Annotated in this window: 14 protein-coding genes; 7 read left to right on the forward strand and 7 right to left on the reverse strand. The window is 75.0% G+C overall.

Going from position 1 to position 15,449, the window contains the following annotated elements; genetic code table 11:
• Positions 1-204 precede the first annotated feature (204 nt).
• A complete protein-coding gene (locus tag ACTEI_RS10130; protein ID WP_122977420.1) occupies positions 205-2,955 on the forward strand; it encodes a M14 family zinc carboxypeptidase in 2,751 nt (916 codons plus the stop codon).
• A 28-nt stretch (positions 2,956-2,983) separates the two neighbouring features.
• On the opposite strand, the gene ACTEI_RS10135 is transcribed toward ACTEI_RS10130, so the two are convergent.
• Positions 2,984-3,727 carry an SAM-dependent methyltransferase gene (locus ACTEI_RS10135; protein ID WP_122977421.1) on the reverse strand — a complete coding sequence of 248 codons (744 nt, stop codon included), beginning with the start codon at positions 3,725-3,727 and terminating at the stop codon, positions 2,984-2,986.
• A gap of 183 nt (positions 3,728-3,910) precedes the next feature.
• Between ACTEI_RS10135 and ACTEI_RS10140 the strand changes: the two genes are divergently transcribed.
• Complete coding sequence (locus ACTEI_RS10140; RefSeq protein ID WP_122977422.1) at positions 3,911-5,137, forward strand: L,D-transpeptidase; 1,227 nt, start codon at positions 3,911-3,913, stop codon at positions 5,135-5,137.
• 111 nt (positions 5,138-5,248) lie between these two features.
• On the opposite strand, the gene ACTEI_RS10145 is transcribed toward ACTEI_RS10140, so the two are convergent.
• Entirely contained in the window at positions 5,249-6,739 is a 1,491-nt protein-coding gene (locus ACTEI_RS10145; RefSeq protein ID WP_203723620.1) for a bifunctional aminoglycoside phosphotransferase/ATP-binding protein, read from the reverse strand.
• 166 nt (positions 6,740-6,905) lie between these two features.
• On the opposite strand from ACTEI_RS10145, the gene ACTEI_RS10150 reads away from it, so the two are divergent.
• From ACTEI_RS10150 to ACTEI_RS10160, 3 genes are all read left to right on the forward strand, one after another.
• On the forward strand, positions 6,906-7,181 hold the full coding sequence (locus ACTEI_RS10150; protein WP_122977423.1) for a DUF1876 domain-containing protein: 276 nt from the start codon (positions 6,906-6,908) through the stop codon (positions 7,179-7,181).
• Positions 7,182-7,376: 195 nt separating this feature from the next.
• Positions 7,377-7,781: a universal stress protein gene (locus ACTEI_RS10155; RefSeq protein ID WP_239082327.1), complete on the forward strand. Its 405-nt coding sequence runs from the start codon at positions 7,377-7,379 to the stop codon at positions 7,779-7,781.
• A 255-nt stretch (positions 7,782-8,036) separates the two neighbouring features.
• Entirely contained in the window at positions 8,037-8,954 is a 918-nt protein-coding gene (locus ACTEI_RS10160) for a universal stress protein (protein WP_122977425.1), read from the forward strand.
• Positions 8,955-9,005: 51 nt separating this feature from the next.
• On the opposite strand, the gene ACTEI_RS10165 is transcribed toward ACTEI_RS10160, so the two are convergent.
• From ACTEI_RS10165 to ACTEI_RS10185, 5 genes are all read right to left on the reverse strand, one after another.
• Positions 9,006-9,485 carry a universal stress protein gene (locus ACTEI_RS10165; RefSeq protein WP_122977426.1) on the reverse strand — a complete coding sequence of 160 codons (480 nt, stop codon included), beginning with the start codon at positions 9,483-9,485 and terminating at the stop codon, positions 9,006-9,008.
• A 93-nt stretch (positions 9,486-9,578) separates the two neighbouring features.
• Complete coding sequence (locus tag ACTEI_RS10170; RefSeq protein ID WP_122977427.1) at positions 9,579-10,463, reverse strand: universal stress protein; 885 nt, start codon at positions 10,461-10,463, stop codon at positions 9,579-9,581.
• Between the two features lie 203 nt (positions 10,464-10,666).
• A complete protein-coding gene (locus ACTEI_RS10175) occupies positions 10,667-11,164 on the reverse strand; it encodes a hypothetical protein (protein WP_122977428.1) in 498 nt (165 codons plus the stop codon).
• A gap of 137 nt (positions 11,165-11,301) precedes the next feature.
• Entirely contained in the window at positions 11,302-12,144 is an 843-nt protein-coding gene (locus ACTEI_RS10180; protein ID WP_122977429.1) for a universal stress protein, read from the reverse strand.
• A gap of 387 nt (positions 12,145-12,531) precedes the next feature.
• Positions 12,532-13,455: a universal stress protein gene (locus ACTEI_RS10185; RefSeq protein WP_122977430.1), complete on the reverse strand. Its 924-nt coding sequence runs from the start codon at positions 13,453-13,455 to the stop codon at positions 12,532-12,534.
• Between the two features lie 299 nt (positions 13,456-13,754).
• Between ACTEI_RS10185 and ACTEI_RS10190 the strand changes: the two genes are divergently transcribed.
• On the forward strand, positions 13,755-14,651 hold the full coding sequence (locus tag ACTEI_RS10190) for a universal stress protein (RefSeq protein ID WP_122977431.1): 897 nt from the start codon (positions 13,755-13,757) through the stop codon (positions 14,649-14,651).
• A 351-nt stretch (positions 14,652-15,002) separates the two neighbouring features.
• The gene (locus ACTEI_RS10195) at positions 15,003-15,287 is read left to right on the forward strand and encodes a hypothetical protein (protein WP_122977432.1); all 285 of its coding nucleotides are present in this window, start codon (positions 15,003-15,005) and stop codon (positions 15,285-15,287) included.
• The last annotated feature ends 162 nt before the right edge of the window (positions 15,288-15,449 follow it).

A 15,449-nucleotide genomic window follows, 5' to 3' on the forward strand; every position in this document is an offset into this window, starting at 1 on the left:
CGCGTGGACCGGAAACCACTCTCGCCGGCGCATTACCAATTCACCTGCGACGATGTTCTGATGCGGAATTCGTTGACCCGGGTGAATCGGAGGTCATAGGCTGCGGAGCGTTTCGAGTCATTTCCCGCCGACGGGAACGAGGACACGGTGCGACTTCCCCGAGCCACCCCCCGAACGGTTCGGCCGGGCCGCCTGGCGGGCGCCATGGCCGTCGTGCTGGCGGCCGCCCTGGCCGCGGTGCCGGCCGGCGTCCCGGCGAGCGCGACACCGCGGAGCGCCCCGTGCGGCAGCGACCCGGGCGGCCACCTGGCCACGGTGCCCAGCCCGGAGGAGTACCTCGGTTTCCCGCTCGGCGCCGGCCAGCAGCGGGTGGTCACCAACGACGAGATCCGCGGCTACCTGAGCGCGGTGGACCGGGCGTCCGACCGCGTGGTCACCGGCACGATGGGCGCCAGCGTGCGGGGCCGGCCGCTGCCGTACGCCGTGGTCTCCGGCCGGGGCCAGGTCGAGCCCGGCACCCTGGACCGGATCGCCGCGCAGATCCGCGGGTTGCGCGATCCGCGCCGGCTCGGGCCCGGCGCGGCGCGGCGGATCGCCGCGGAGCGGCCGGCCATCGTGTGGATAGCCGGCAACGTGCACGGCGGCGAGACCAGCGGCGCCGACGCCGCCCTCAAGACGCTGTACGAACTGGCCGCCGGCCGGTCCTGCGCCGCGCGCCGGCGCGCCGACAACCTGATCACGGTGATCGTGCCCACCCAGAACCCGGACGGCCGCGAGGCGCTGCGGCGACAGAACGAATACGGCTTCGACCTGAACCGGGACTGGTTCGCGCGCACCCAGCCGGAGACCGACCACAAGATCGAGCTGCTGAGGCGCTTGCCACCGCAGGTCTTCGTCGACGCCCACGAGATGGGCGGGCAACGGTACTTCTTCCCGCCCAACGCCGACCCGATCCACCACGAGATCGCCGACCAGCCGGTCGACTGGATCAACCGGATCGGTGAGGCGAACAAGGCCGGCTTCGGCTACCACGGCCCCTGCACCGACGCGGTCACCACGGAGTGCTACTTCAATTACGAGTACTACGACCTGTTCTACATGGGCTACGGCGACACCGTCCCGGCCGCCGGCTTCGGCGCGGCGGGAATGACCTATGAGAAGGGCGGCGCCTCAGCGGTGCAGGATCGGGTCCAGCAGCAGTTCCACACGCAGTGGGCGACGCTGGGCTGGGCGGCGGCCCACAAGCGCGAGGTGCTCGACGGCTACTACCGGATCTGGGTGGACGCGCTCGCCGAGGGCCGGGCCGGCACGCTGGAGCCCAACGAGGTGGTCCAGCCCACCAACACCGTCCAGTTCCCGGTGCCGGACCTGCGGATCAGGTCGTACTTCCTGATGCCGGGCCGCCAGCTCGCCGACGTGCGCCGGCTGGTCGAGCGGCTGCGCCGGATGGACGTCGAGGTGTACCGGGTGACCGAGCCGGTCGAGGTGCCGCACGCGCGGATCTTCGGCGGGCGCGGCGCCACCGGCCTGACCGTGCCGGCGGGCGCGTACTGGATCCCGATGGAGCAGCCGCAGAAGCACTGGATCCAGGCGGTCATGGGGGAGGATCCGTACGTTCCGTTCCCGTACTTCTACGACGTCTCGTCGTGGAGCAACCCGCTGCTGGCCGGCATCGACACGGTCTACACCGGCGACCCGGTGCGGCCGCGCGCCGAGCCGGTCCGGCGGATCGAGGGCGGCCGCACCCGGCCGGCCCCGGCCGGCGGCTCGTACACGTACCGGGCGGACTCGGCCGCGGCCGCGCAGCTGACCTTCCGGCTGCTGGGCCGGGGCGTCCCGGTCACCCGGGAGCCGAGCACCGATCTGGTCCGGATCCCGGCACGCGCCCTGACCCCGGCCGCCGACCGGCTCGCCGGGTCGCTGGGGGTGACCCTGACCGCCGGCCGCCGGCCCGCGGGCGGCACGCCGATCGCCCGCCCCGACGTCGGGCTGTTCGCCGGCGCCGGCATCTCCACCACCTCCGGCTCGTACGGGGAGGCCCGCTACGTGCTCGGGCGGCAGTGGGGCCTGGACCTCACGCCGGTGACCAGCGCGGACATCAACGACAACACGCCGGCGTTCACCGGCCGTACGGTCCTGCTGGTGCCGGACGGCGGCGACGCGACCGGCGGGCTGACCGCGACCGGTCAGGCCAACCTGCGGAACTGGATCGCCCGGGGCCACACCTACATCGGGCTGCGCAACCAGGGCACCCGGATGGCCCGCGCGGCCGGCCTGACCTCCACCACCGAGAAACCGAAACCGGCGGACTACCTGGTGATCGGCTCGCACCTGCGGGTGGACGTGGACGCCGGCGGCCCGGTCGCGCTCGGCCGACCGGCGGAGGACTTCCAGTTCAACAACGACGACCCGATCCTGACCCCGAGCACCACCGGCGCCAACGTCGTCACCTACCCGGCCGGCGACACGTTCTGGCACAACGGCTACACCGTCGCGGCGGACACCCTGAAGGGAACGTCGGCGGTGGTGGACGAGCCGATCGGCGCCGGGCGGGCGGTGCTGTTCGCGTTCAACCCGCTGTTTCGGGCGTACCACGACAGCGGCCGGCAACTGGTGGCCAACGCGCTGCTCGCCCCGGCCGGCCCGCGGTCACCGCTGAGCCTCTCGCCCGGCGTCGATCCGGCGCGGGCGCGGGCGGCGGCCCAGCCGGCGCCGGCCAACCTCGGCGGGCAGTGGCGACCGGCCCGGATCCAGGTCGCCACCGCCGACCTGGCCCGCACCCAGCACCTGGTCAGCCGGTACACCGACACCGCGACGGTGGAGGTGGCGGGCGACTCGGCGTACCTGACCATCCCCAACCCGGACGGCCGGCAATTCGACGAGCACCCGTTCCTGAGGGACCTGGTGGGACAGCTGCGCTCGGCCGGGATCCCGCTGCGCCGCGTGGTCGCCTGAGCGCCGCGGGCCACCGGGCGGCGGTCGCTCACCCGCGGCGCAGGACCAGGGTGGCGAAACCGAGGACACCGCGGTAGCCGTGCAGCCACTGGTCGCGGTGCTCCTCGGCGGCGGCGAGCGCCTCGGCGGCGCCCGGGTGCCCCGGGTTGTCCAGCGCCCACCCGGTCAGCGAACCGGTCCACGACCATTCGTAGTCGTCCCACTCGGCCGCGTCGCTGACATGCGCGTACACCGGCACCCAGCCCGCGCTCGCGGCGGCGGCGACCAGGCCGGGCAGGTCGGTGAAGTCGGCCGGCGTCGCGTCCAGGGCGGCCAGCGCCGCCGGCGTCGGCGGGGTCTCCCAGAAACCCTCGCCGACCAGCAGCACCCCGTCCCGGTTCACGTGCCGGCCGGCCAGCTCCAGCGCCGGCCCGAAGCCGCCGAACGCGTGCGTCGACCCGACGCAGAGCACCAGATCGTAGTCGCCGTCCGGGACGTAGTCGCGGGCGTCGCGCCGGTGCAGGGTGAGCCGGTCGGCGAGGCCGCGCTCGGCGGCGGCGGACGCGGCCCGCTCCAGCGCGTACGGGCTCAGGTCGACGCCGTCGGCGTGCCCGTCCGGGTGATGCGCCAGGGCCTGCAACGCCCACGCCGCCTCGCCGCAGCCGAGGTCGAGGATCCGGGCGGCCGGTTCGCGGCCCGCCCGGCGCAGGAGCCGGTTGACGGCCACCCCGGAGACCGGCGCCGCGATCGGGTGGTGGGTGTGCGCGATGCTGCTGAGCCGTTGACGATCCACCGGCCGAGTCAACACGACCCCGCCCCGGCGGCGGCTACCGGGGACGGTCCGGATCTGCCAAGATGATCTCCGCCAGCGCCCGCGCGGTTCGCTCGGATCGACAGGCAACTTTTCCGGCCTCAGCCGCGTCTTTGCTGATACGGCCACGGATGGTGCGGCCGGGACCCCTCGATTGTGAGAGCCATGATTCATCGACGTAAGGTCATCTTCGGCGCACTGGGCGTGGTCGCGGCCGCCTCGGCCGCCGGGTGTTCCGCACACGGCGGGGCCGCATCCGGGAGCGCCGGCCGGGTCGAGCCGGTGGCGGGCACCGAGAAGCCGGTCGCCCCGGTCCGGTTGACCGTGACGCCGGCGCACCGGGCCACCGGGGTGTCCCCGGTGCAGCCGATCGTCGTCGCCGCCGCGCAGGGCGTGCTGCGCTCGGTCACCGTCACCGGTGGCAAGACCACGATCAGCGGCTCCATGCAGGCCGACGGCAGTTGGCGCTCGACCGAGGACCTCGCCTACGGCAAGACGTTCCGGGTGGTCGCGACGGCCGCCGACAGTTCGGGCGCGACGAGCCGGCACACCTCCACGTTCACCACGGTCACGCCGGACCACCTCGCGCGGATCACGTTCCAGGCCAACGCGATGAGCGCGCTCCGCAGCGGCCACACGTACGGCGCCGGCCAGCCGGTCATCATCGCGTTCAGCCGCGCCGTCGACAGAGCCGCGGCGGAGAGGGCCATCGAGATCACCACCTCGCCCGCGGTGGACGGCAGGTTCTACTGGGCGAACGACCGGACCGTGCACTGGCGGCCGGCGAAATACTGGACCGGCGGCACGACGGTCAAGGTGAACGTCAACGCCTTCGGCGTCAAGCTCGGCAAGCAGGTGTACGGCGCGAAGAACGCGTCGACCCACTTCCGGATCGGACGTCAGCTGGTCGCGATCAGTGACAACCGGACACATCACACGAAGGTCTATATCGACGGCAAGCTCGTCCGGACCATGAAGAGCAGCCTCGGCAAGGGCGGCTCCACCACGGGCGCGAACGGCGAACACGTCAGTTACTGGACGGCCGGCGGCCCGCACGTCGTGCTGTCCAAGGAGCGGGTGCACACCATGAGCTCGGCCAGTTACGGCGTCACCGACCCGAAGGACCCGAACTACTACGGCGCCGAGGAGATCGAGTACTGCACCCGGATCACCTACTCCGGCGAGTTCCTGCACGCCGCCCCCTGGAACCAGGCGCTCGGCCGGGCCAACCTGTCGCACGGCTGCATCAACCTCAGCGTGGCCGACGCCCGGTGGGTGTACGAGAACTTCCTGGTCGGCGACATCGTGGACGTCCGCAACAGCCCCCGCAAGCTGCCGATCTGGAACGGGCTCGGCGACTGGACGGTCCCGTTCGACCGGTACGGCCGCTGACCGGGGCCGGGCCCGCGCCCTCCGGTCAGGCGAGAAGCGTCGTCACCCCGGCCGCTGTCCCGCCCGATCGCCGCGACCGGTGCGTTCCCGCCGTCCGCCCGGGCCCGCCGGTCAGCCCGGCTGGTGGACCGGGCCGCCCGCGGTCGAGAGCTGCCGGTACGGCCCGACCGCGGCCAGCGCCTGAGCGATCGCGTCGACGGTGGTGTCGGTGCGGATCTCATGGGCCTGCGGCCAGTCGTCGGCGTCCCGGGCCAGCAGGGCGGCGATCCGGGCGTCCGCGTCGGAGTACCCGCCCGGGACGCGAGCGGCCAGCCGGTCCGCGAGCGTCGCCGGCTCGGCGGTGCAGCGCAGCTCGGTCAGGTCGCTGTGGGCACAGGTGGCCAGGGAGCGGGCGCAGCCGCGCCGTCGTTCGCTCGTCCAGGAGGCGTCCAGAATGACCGTCTCGCCGTGTTCGAGCAGGCGGCGGGCGCGCCACATCATCTCGGCGTAGGTGCGTTCGGTCCACTCGGCGGTGTAGATCCCGGTGCGGTAGTCGGCGGCGCCGGTCCCCGGGTCGATGCCGGCCAGCTCCTTGCGGATCCGGTCGCTGCTCAGGACGGTGGCGCCGAGCCGGTCGGCGAGCCGGCCGGCCAGGGTCGACTTGCCGGTCGCCGGTGTCCCGCCGACCAGCACCAGCCGGACCGCGCCGGCGCGCAGGTGCCGCAGGGTCAGATCGGTGTAGTCGGCGACGTCGACGGCCGCGTCCGGATCGCCCTGCTCGTGACGCAGGCAGGCGACCTTGGCGCGGACGAACGCCCGGTACGCCGAGTAGTGGTGGACCAGTGCCTCCGGCGCCGGATCGCCGCTGAACTCCAGGTATCCGGCGAGGAAGTCGTGCGCGAGGGCGGGCGCGCCCAGGTGTTCCAGGTCCATGGTCAGGAACGCCACGTCGTCGAGCACGTCGAGGTAGCGCAGCCGGTCGTCGAACTCCAGGCAGTCCAGCACCCGGGGGCCGTCGTCGAGCAGGAAGATGTCGTCGGCGATCAGGTCGCCGTGGCCGTCGACGATGTGCCCGTGCCCGATCCGCTCGGTGAACAGCCGGTCCCGGCCGGCCAGGAACTCGTGCGTACGGTCCTCCACCTCGGCGGCGTCCAGGGCGTCCAGCACCCCGCCGTGGAAGCGGCGCAGCTGGGTGAACGTGGCGTCCCACCGGTCCTGCAGCGCGGCCCGGGAGCCCTCGATGTCGATCGTGGGCCCGCGCCGCGCCCGGGCGTGGAAGGCGGCCAGCATCCGGGCCAGCCGGCGCAGGTCGGCGGCGATCGGGGCCGGCCTGCGGACCAGCGTGGACAGGCGCCGGTCGGCCGGCATCCGGCGCATCACCACGAGATGGTCGCAGGGTTCCCCGTCCGGACCGAGCACGTCGGCGACGCCGAGGTAGACGTCCGGCGCCAGCCGGCGGTTGAGCTGGATCTCCCGGTGGCAGACCCGGGACCGGTCGGTTCGCTGGCGGAAGTCGAGGAAGCCCAGATCGACCGGCTTCTTCAGCTTGTACACGCGATCACCGAGGAAGAACAGCACCGCGGTGTGTGTCTGCAGCATCTCCGCGTGGCCGGGCACTGCCATGATCCACCACCCCCATGGCTTCTCCACTCCACCGTCATTCTGTCGTCCCGGCGCCGGCAGGGGACGTCGGGCCGGGAAACCGGGGCCGATGACCTGCCCGGAGCCGGCCCCCACGCGCCTGGTCCGGGGAAACAATGAGGGGGAGGACCGCGAGAGGAGGGTAGTGATGATTCATACGCGGAACTGGGCCGTGGAAATCGCCATCGACGAGGACGAGGAGGACCGGCGTACCCGTGCGGTCGCCCTGCTGCGCACCGGGGCCGGGCAGCCGGTCCGGGGCGAGGGCATCGCCCGCCGGGCGCCCCGCGACCGGGAGGTGCCGGAGATCGGTGACGAGCTGGCGACGGCGCGCGCCCTGTCCGACCTCGCCTACCAGTTGCTGGACGTGACGGCCGCGGACATCGAGGAGATCACCCACCGCCCGGCGCACCTGAACTGTTAGGGGTCGCGGCGGGCCAGCACGGCGGTGCCCGGCTCCTCGCCAGCCCGGCACCGCCCGCTCGTGCCGGTGGCGCACACGCCGGCGAAGCGGAAGCGGCGCATCGTACGGATCGTCCCGGATCATGGAGGTGCGTGATGACACGGTTTCGAGGACCCGGACCCCTCCGGCGTCCGTGACGGCGACATCGTCGTCGGCGTGGACGGGTCGCCACCGGCCCAGCGGGCGCTGCGCTGGGCGGCCGGTCAGGCGCGGCTCACCGGCGCTCGGCTGCACGTGGTGACCGCCTGGGAGCTGCCGTCCTACCACGGGTGGGCGCCGCCCGCCCCGTACGACGAGGATCTGGCCGCGACCGCCGGCAAGGTGCTGTCGATATCGGTGCGCGAGGTGCTCGGCGACGAGCCGTCCGACCTGGTGGTGGCCGAGAGCGTGGTGCCCGGACACCCGGTGCAGGTGCTGGTCGACGCGTCGGCCCGGGCCGCCCTGCTGGTGGTGGGCTGCCGCGGGCACGGCGCCTTCACCGGCGCCCTGCTCGGCTCGGTCAGCCAGCAGTGCGTCCAGCACTCCCGCTGCCCGGTCGTGGTGGTGCGCGGGAGCGGATGAGGGACGTCCGGCCGGCAGCTCGTGATCAGAAGTGGGTTCGGGACACCGGCCTGCGCATCGCGCCGGCCGGTGTCACGTCACGTGCCGGTACCGCGGTGTCCGGCGACGTCCTGGCCGGGCCGCGCTCGGGGCCCGGCACGTGATCGCGGGACCGGGACAGGCCGAACGGCACTACAACGGAGCGTGTTCGAGGGTTCACTTGAGGTGAGGGCGTCGGTGGTTCGGCCCGGCGCCCCGGCATTCGGAGGTGCCGTCATGAGAAACATCGAACAATTCAGGGACGAGACGGCGGCACGCCGCACCATGGGCGGCGTCAACCATTTCGGTGACATGATCAATCGCTACCTGGGTGCGGTCAGCTACCCCGACCCGTACGCCGCCGCGCCCGCCCGGGCCCCGGCCGCGAAACGGGCCGCGGCCACCCTCACCGCCGGAACCGTCCTGGTCGGCGTGGACGACAGCCTGATCAGCACGGTCGCGGTCGATCACGCCGCGATCGAGGCCGAGCTGCACGGCTGGGCCCTGCGCCTGGTCACGATCCAGCACACCGGCGCCGACGAGGCGGGGGAGACCCTGCTGCGCCGGCTGACCGACCGGGTGCACGCCAGCGCCCCGGCGGTCCCGGTGACCAGCCGGCTCACCGTCGGGGCCCGGCCGGCCCCGGTGCTGCTGGCCACCGCCGCCGACGCGGACCTGCTCGTGGTCGGTCACCGGCACGGCGCCGCGACCACCGCGCTCGGGCGCAGCGTCGCCGACCGGGTGTGCCACGGCCACCCCGGGCCGGTCCTGGTGGTCCGGATGCCGGACTGGCCGGCCGGGCCGGAGTTCGGCACCAGGCCGCTGGCGGTGGCCGTGGACGGCTCGCCGGCGGCACGGGTGGCGGAGGAGTTCGCGTACGCCGAAGCCCGCGTCCGCGGCTGTGAGGTCACCCTGCTGCACGTCGTCGGCGACCGGATGGACCTGGCCCGGCGGCAGGAGACCCGCGACGGCGTACCGGTGCACCACCGGATCGTCTCCGGCGACCCGGTCTCGGCTCTGGTGGAGGAGTCCGCCCGGGCGGCCGCGGTGGTGATCGCGCGTCACCGGCACGACGTGCTGAACCGGACCCTGCTCGGGCCGGCCACGCACGTGCTGCCTCAGCGCGCGCTCTGCCCGGTCTTCCTGGTCGGCTGAGCGCGGCAACGGCCGGCGCCCCACGGGCGCCGGCCGCGTCTGGTCCGGCTCCTACCGGTGCGCGCCGACGGTACGCAACGCCGGCTCCCGGTCCGGCACCGGTTCACCCATCCGGGACGGGATCACCACCACCGGGCAGATCGCCTTGCGGATGCAGGCCTCGCTGACCGAACCGAGCACGGTGTGCCGCAACCTGCTGTGCCCGTGGCTGCCCAGCACCAGCAGGTCGGCGCTGCGGGCGGCCCCGGTCAGCACCTCGGCCGGTGACCCCTCGACCGCCTCCGCGGCGATCGGCAGGTGCGCGCCGTGCACGGCCAGGACCGCTCGGATCTGCTGATCGAGCAGCTCGGCGGCCCGCCGGCGCTCCTCCTGCGGCGAGGCCGTGTCACTGGCCTCGACGCCCTCCCAGGACCACGCCATCACCGCTTGCACGGCGGTGTCGCGGTCGGCGGCCTCCTGGGCCGCCCACTCCAGCGCGCGGCGGCCGCTGTCGGAGCCGTCCACGCCTACGACGATCAGATGTTTGTTCACGTGTGCCCCCCTTGGATGATGGCGGCTGCCCGGCGCCGGAGCGGCTCCGGCCCGCGCAGCCGCCGCATGGTCGGGTCCGGTCCCGGCCGGTGCTCATGGCGTGCCGTCCCGCCCGTGCTCCGGGCGCACGATCAGGACCGGGCATGCGGCGTGGTGCAGCAGCTGCAGGCCGACGGAGCCGAGCAGGGTACCGGCGAGCACCCCGTGGCCCCGGCTGCCGACGATCACCAGCTGGGCGTCCCGCGAGGCGTCGACCAGCACCGCCGCGGCGCCGTCCGGCGACACCAGGGTCTCCACCTCTACGTCGGGGAACTTCGCCTGCCACGGCGCGAGGTGCTCGGCCAGCCGGATGCGCTCGGCGGCGTCCTGCACCGGGGCCCGCAGGTAGGCCGGCGGGAGGTCGCCGTCGTACGGCGGGAGCGGCGGCACGTACGCGCGGATCGCCACCAGCTTGACGCCGCGCTGGTGAGCCGCGGCGAACGCGGCCTCCAGCACGCCGTCGGCCGCCACGGAGTCGTCCACCCCGGCGGCCACCGGCCGGTCGCCGTGCTCGGCGTCGTCCGGGACCACGGTGACCGAGCAGTGGGCGTGGGTGGCGACCCGCTGGCTCACCGACCCGAGCCGCAGCCCGGGGAAACCGCCGTGCCCGCGGTGACCGAGGACCATCAGCCCGGCCGTCTCGGAGGCGATCACCAGCTGGGCGGCCGGGCTGCCGATCAGCACGCCGGTCTCCACCCCGAGCGACGGCGCGACCGCGCGCGCCTGTTCGGCCGCCGCGGCCGTGATGGCCTCGGCGGCCTGGTGGGCGGCCCGGTACTGCTCGCCGGCGAAGTCGTACCGCGCGGTCGCCCATTCCCAGTCCAGCACGTGCACGACCCGCAGCGGCTGCTCGCGGCGCCGCGCCTCGGCCGCGGCCCACCGGACCGCGAACCGGCTGGCATCGGCGCCGTCGACCGCGACGACGACGGTTCGTGTCATGTCGGCTCCCTCCACGGGCCTGCTCGCATCGTCGTCCGGGTCGTGCCGGCGGCGTCCCGGTCGTGCCGGCGGCGTCCGGGTCGTGCCGGCGGCGTCCGGCCGCGCCGAGCAGATGCGGGTTGCGGGTCCCTACCGAAAGCGTCCCATGCCGGCTGCGGCGGGACCGGGGGATTGGGGCTCGCCCGGGCCCGGTCGCGCTCCGGTCAGCCGGCCGTCGCCGGCGCGGCTTCCCGCTGCTGCTCGGCCAGTGACAGGTACAGGCGACTCCAGTCGCGTTGTTTGCGCTCGGCGCGCCGCAGCGCCAGCGCCCGCGACGACAGCCGCCAGCGCCACAGCGCCGTGATCCGCAGCTCGCGGTCGGACATCCGGCGGAAGCGCGGATCCCCGGCGGCGGCCTGCGCGTACACCCGGTCGGTCTCCCGGACCAGCCCGGCGTGCCAGCGGTCCCGGCAGCGCTCGGCCTCGCGCAGGCAACCGGCGGCCTGCTCGTTCCAGTTCAACCGGCACTGGCGGCAGCCGGGCGGCACCCACACCGGCCAGTACCGCGCGTCGCCCTGCGGCGGCCCGACGAGGTGCCCGGCGCACGGCACGACGCCGTCGCGGCCGGCTCGAGGGCAGACCCCGGCCGGCGTGGGTCCGCGGCAGACGTCGATGACCTGACCGGTGACCGGTTCGCGGATCGCTACCGTGGTGGTGCTCATCGTCCCCGCCTCCTCACGGTCGGTGACGGCTCATACCGTCAGTGTCACGCCGGCCGGGACCGGCGGTCAGGGGCGAACGGACCACCGGCACGGGGCGAGCGCCCGTATCCGGCCCTCGCCCGGTCGTGGTGGCGCGGTCATGCCGCACCGACCGTCCCGCCGGTCTCGTGCACCACGGCGAGCGGGCACTTCGCGTGCCGCAACACCCGCCAGGTGGGCGAGCCGAGCAGCAGGCCGCGCACCGCGCCCAGCCCGCGACCGCCGACGACCAGCAACTGGGCGGTGTCCCCGGCCGCGATCAGCGCGTCGGCCGCGTGCCCGGACACGACCTCGGCCTCGATCCGCAGCCCGGGGAACTCGTGCCGGGCCGTGTCGACCAGGGTGTCGAAGACCGGTCCGCGGGCGGCCGCCGAATGGTGCGAGCGGATGTCCAGGGCACGCAGCGCGACGTCGCGGGCGGCGGCCCGTCCGGCGGCGAACCGCAGCACGGCCGGCGCGTGGCGGGAGCCGTCCAGCGCCGCCACCACCGGCTCGGTCCCCGCCGGGTGGCCGTGCACCACCACGACCGGGCAGCGCGCGTGCGCGCCCACCTCGGCGGCGACCGAGCCGAGCACGTCGGCCAGGATCCCGTGGTCCCCACCGCCGAGCACGATCATCGTGGCCCCGGCGGAGCGTTCCACCAGCGCGGTGGAGGTGAGCGCGGGTACGGCGGTGGCGGTCACCTCGACCAGCGGGTGCGTCCGCCGCGCGTCGGTCACGGCGTCGCCGAGCATCTGCTGGATGACCCGGTCGTAGCTCTCCGGCCGCAGCGCGGGCGACGGCACCACGCTCGCCGCGGGCGCCCAGATCGGCCACTCGTCGGCGTACACCAGCTCCGCGGGTGTGTTCGTGCGGCTCGCCTCGTCCAGCGCCCACATCAGGGCGGCCCGGGCGGCGGGTGAACCGTCGAATCCGATGACGATCCTCTTCTTCTCCTGCATGGCCGCGGGCCTCCTTCCCGATCGCCGGCCGCCACGCCGGGTGGCGCTGGGTCCGGTCGCCTTCTCAGCCTCCATCGGACGCCCGCCCCGGACGGCCGGGCGGGCGTGCCGGTCCGGCCGGGTGGGCCTGCCGGGCCCCGGCGGGCCCGGGACGTGCCGCCTCCGGACCGGGGGTGACGCTCCCGGCGCGTCCGGGACGTGCCGCTTCCGGACCGGGGGTGACGCTCCCGGCGCGTCCGGGACGTGCCGCTTCCGGACCGACGGTGACGCCGGGTCACCGGCCGCCGCCCGCGGCACCCCGTCGGCACCGGCCGGATGCCGATGTCGCGGGCCCTCCGGACGGCCGGGCGCGAACCCCCGGAGACGGGCCCCGGGGCGACCCGCCGCTCAGCGGGTGAGCCGGGCCTCGGCGGGACGCACCGCGTCCGGGAGCCGCACCGGCCGGTCGGCGGGAACCAGCAGCACCGGGCAGAGCCCGGGGCGCCGCTCCGGGCGCCCGGCCGGGACGCCGATGAGGTCGCCGAGCCGGCCACGGCCCCCGGTCCCGGCCACCAGCAGCCGGGCCCGCCGCGACGCCCGGGCGAGGGTGTACGGCACGTCGACGTCCGGGATGACCAACCGTTCCACGGTGACTCGCGGGAACCGCCCGGACCATTCCACCAGAGCGGCGGCCAGCGGCTCCGGCACCTGCTCGGCACCGTCGCCGTCCGCGCGCACCGGGAACGGGTGCCGGGCCCACCGGTCCGGCGACGGCTGCCGGGCGTGCACCACGACCAGGTGCGCGCCGGTCAGCGCGGCCTGCGCGAACGCGTACCCGACGGCGGCCTCGGCGGGACGGCCGGAAACGCCCAGGACGACGGGGCCCCGCTCCGGGACCTGCCCGCGGTGCACCAGCAGCGGGCCGGGGCAGGCACGGGCCAGCAGGCGAGCCGTCGTACCCCAGTCCGGCCGGCCGAACTTCCCGTCCCGATGGCCGATCACCAGCATCTCGGCGTTCCGCGAGCAGTCGATCAGCGCGTCGGCGGGATCGCCGGCGCACAGCCGGGTCTGCACGGTGAGCCCGGGCCGGCCGGTGGCGGCGTGCTGGGCGGCGAGCGCCAGCACCCGCCCGCCCTCCGCGGGGCCCGGATGCGGGCCCGGCAGGCGGAACCGGCCGCGGTAGTGCCCCGGCCAGGCGTGCACGATGAGCAGCCGCGCCGAGCGGCGGGTGGCCTCGGCGGCCGCCAGCTCGACGATCGCCGGGCTGTGCGTGGTGCCGTCGATGCCGGCCACGACCGTACGGTCGTCCCCGGACGGGCGAGGCTTTCCCATGACTCAACGGTACGAAAGTTTCCCGGGATCGGGGCACGGTCCGCGGTCCCGTCCGGCGCTCCGGAGTCCCCGCGCCGCCTCGCCGCCCGGATCGGCCGGCGACTCGCCGACCCGCCGGCCGCGGCCGTGGTCACCGCGCCGGGACACCGGCCGGGTCGGGAACGGCTCGAAGCCCTGCCCGGGCGCCGCTTCGGCGGTTATATGGGAGTAAGGAGCGCCGGCAGCGCCGTCGCTGCCCCGGTCCCGGGGCGCCGCTTCGTTCCCGACGCGCACAGCGCCGATGAGGTCGGGAGGCTGCCATGAGCGACCTGAGCAACTTCAGAGTGGAGCGGGAGGCCCGGAACCGGGCGGGCGCCCCGCGCCGGACCGCGCCGTACAGCGAGGCGGTCAACCGCTACCTCGGCTTCCCCTCGTACGTGGACCCGTACGCCCCGATTTCCGCGCCGGCGGTCGCGGCCGGGGAGGCGGCCGGCGCCGGGCCGGTCGTCGTCGGGGTGGACGACCACCCGAGCGGTCACGTCGCGGTCGACCTGGCGGCGATCGAGGCCGGGGTACGCGGGGCCGGGCTGCTGATCCTGCACGCCGGCCCGCTGGCCCGCGACGCCGGGGTGCTGGACCGGCTGACCGAGCGGGTGCACGGCTTCCTCCCGAGGGTGGCGGTGACCACCCGGCTCAGCGGCGGCACGGGCGCCGCCGAGGCGCTGCTGTCCGAGGCGGGCCGCGCCGACCTGATCGTGGTCGGGCACCGGCACGGGGCCGCCTGGGGCCTGTTGGGGCTCAGCGTGGCCGACCGGGTCGCGGCCCGGCATCCCGGCCCGGTTCTGGTGGTACGGGTTCCCGGCTGGCCGCCCGGACCGGAGCTGGCAACCCCGCCCCTGGTCGTCGGCGTCGACGGGTCGGCGGCGGCCTCCCGGGCGGCGGACTTCGCCGTCGCGGAGGCGCGAATCCGCGGCTGCGACGTCACCCTCGTGCACGTCACCCGGCAGCCCAGCGAGCGGCCGAACTGGACGGACCGGTGCGGCGGTGTCGCGGTGCACAACCGCACCGTGGCCGGCGACCCGGCGAGCGAGCTCGTGGCCGCCTCCGCCCACGCCACCGCGATCGTGCTCGGCCGCGACCGGCGGCACACCAGGCTGGGGCCGGTGAGCCGGGCGGTCCTGCACCACGCGTGCTGCCCGGTCTTCTTCACCGGGTGAGCGCGGGCCGGCAACCACCGGCCCCGGGCGCCCGGCCGCCCTGGCCGGTCCCGCCCCGCCGGCCGGATGGCGGCCGCGCCCGGCCGGTTCGCGGCCGGAACGGTCATCGGGTCGGTTTCTTGCGGAGCGTGTGTGGAGGCGGCCCGCCGGGTTCGCGGCCGGAACGGTCATCGGGTCGGTTTCTTGCGGAGCGTGTGTGGAGGCGGCCCGCCGGGTTCGCGGCCGGAACGGTGACCGGGCCGGTTCTCGCGGCGGCGCGTGTGCGGCGGCCGCCCGGCCGGACGTTTTTCGCTGTTCGCCCCGCCGCCGCGAGTCCATGCCGAGCGGGGTCCGGCAGGAGCAGGATAGGTGGTGAAGGGGGTGATCCTCATGCTGTTCCTGACGGTGTTCATGCTGATGATGGTGGTCGTCGGCATCCTGGCCATGTGGCCCGTCTGCGAGTCGGCGAAGGCGTCGGACGGCGAGGCGAATGGCGATGCCGGATCTGACGACGCCGCACAGCAGCCGACGACCCTGGAGGGCGCGCTGACCGCACAGCTTCTCCGCGGCGAGATCAACCGCCGGCAGTATCGGCACGAGCTGGAGCGGCTGGCCGCCCGTGACGACGAGGCACATCCGCTGACGGCGCCCAACTAGAGGCGGCCGCGGCGCCCGGACCGATGGGCCGTCCCGGTCCGGGCGCGACGGCGCCCGTGCTCGACACACGCCGCCCGTGCTCGACACGCGCCGACGGGTGCGACAAGCGCCGACCGTGTTCGACACGCGCCGACCGCGCCTGACAGGCGCCGACCGCGCCTG

This window comes from Actinoplanes teichomyceticus ATCC 31121 (genome assembly GCF_003711105.1).
In the GTDB taxonomy this organism is placed as follows: domain Bacteria; phylum Actinomycetota; class Actinomycetes; order Mycobacteriales; family Micromonosporaceae; genus Actinoplanes; species Actinoplanes teichomyceticus.

Excerpts from the sequence above, each read along its gene's own strand:
- ACTEI_RS10150 (WP_122977423.1), top strand. The coding sequence starts at position 6,906 with ATGATTCATACGCGGAACTGGGCCGTGGAAATCGCCATCGACGAGGAC.
- ACTEI_RS10175 (WP_122977428.1), bottom strand. The coding sequence starts at position 11,164 with ATGAGCACCACCACGGTAGCGATCCGCGAACCGGTCACCGGTCAGGTC.
- ACTEI_RS10130 (WP_122977420.1), top strand. The coding sequence starts at position 205 with ATGGCCGTCGTGCTGGCGGCCGCCCTGGCCGCGGTGCCGGCCGGCGTC.
- ACTEI_RS10145 (WP_203723620.1), bottom strand. The coding sequence starts at position 6,739 with ATGGCAGTGCCCGGCCACGCGGAGATGCTGCAGACACACACCGCGGTG.
- ACTEI_RS10160 (WP_122977425.1), top strand. The coding sequence starts at position 8,037 with ATGAGAAACATCGAACAATTCAGGGACGAGACGGCGGCACGCCGCACC.
- ACTEI_RS10170 (WP_122977427.1), bottom strand. The coding sequence starts at position 10,463 with ATGACACGAACCGTCGTCGTCGCGGTCGACGGCGCCGATGCCAGCCGG.
- ACTEI_RS10190 (WP_122977431.1), top strand. The coding sequence starts at position 13,755 with ATGAGCGACCTGAGCAACTTCAGAGTGGAGCGGGAGGCCCGGAACCGG.
- ACTEI_RS10180 (WP_122977429.1), bottom strand. The coding sequence starts at position 12,144 with ATGCAGGAGAAGAAGAGGATCGTCATCGGATTCGACGGTTCACCCGCC.
- ACTEI_RS10140 (WP_122977422.1), top strand. The coding sequence starts at position 3,911 with ATGATTCATCGACGTAAGGTCATCTTCGGCGCACTGGGCGTGGTCGCG.
- ACTEI_RS10185 (WP_122977430.1), bottom strand. The coding sequence starts at position 13,455 with ATGGGAAAGCCTCGCCCGTCCGGGGACGACCGTACGGTCGTGGCCGGC.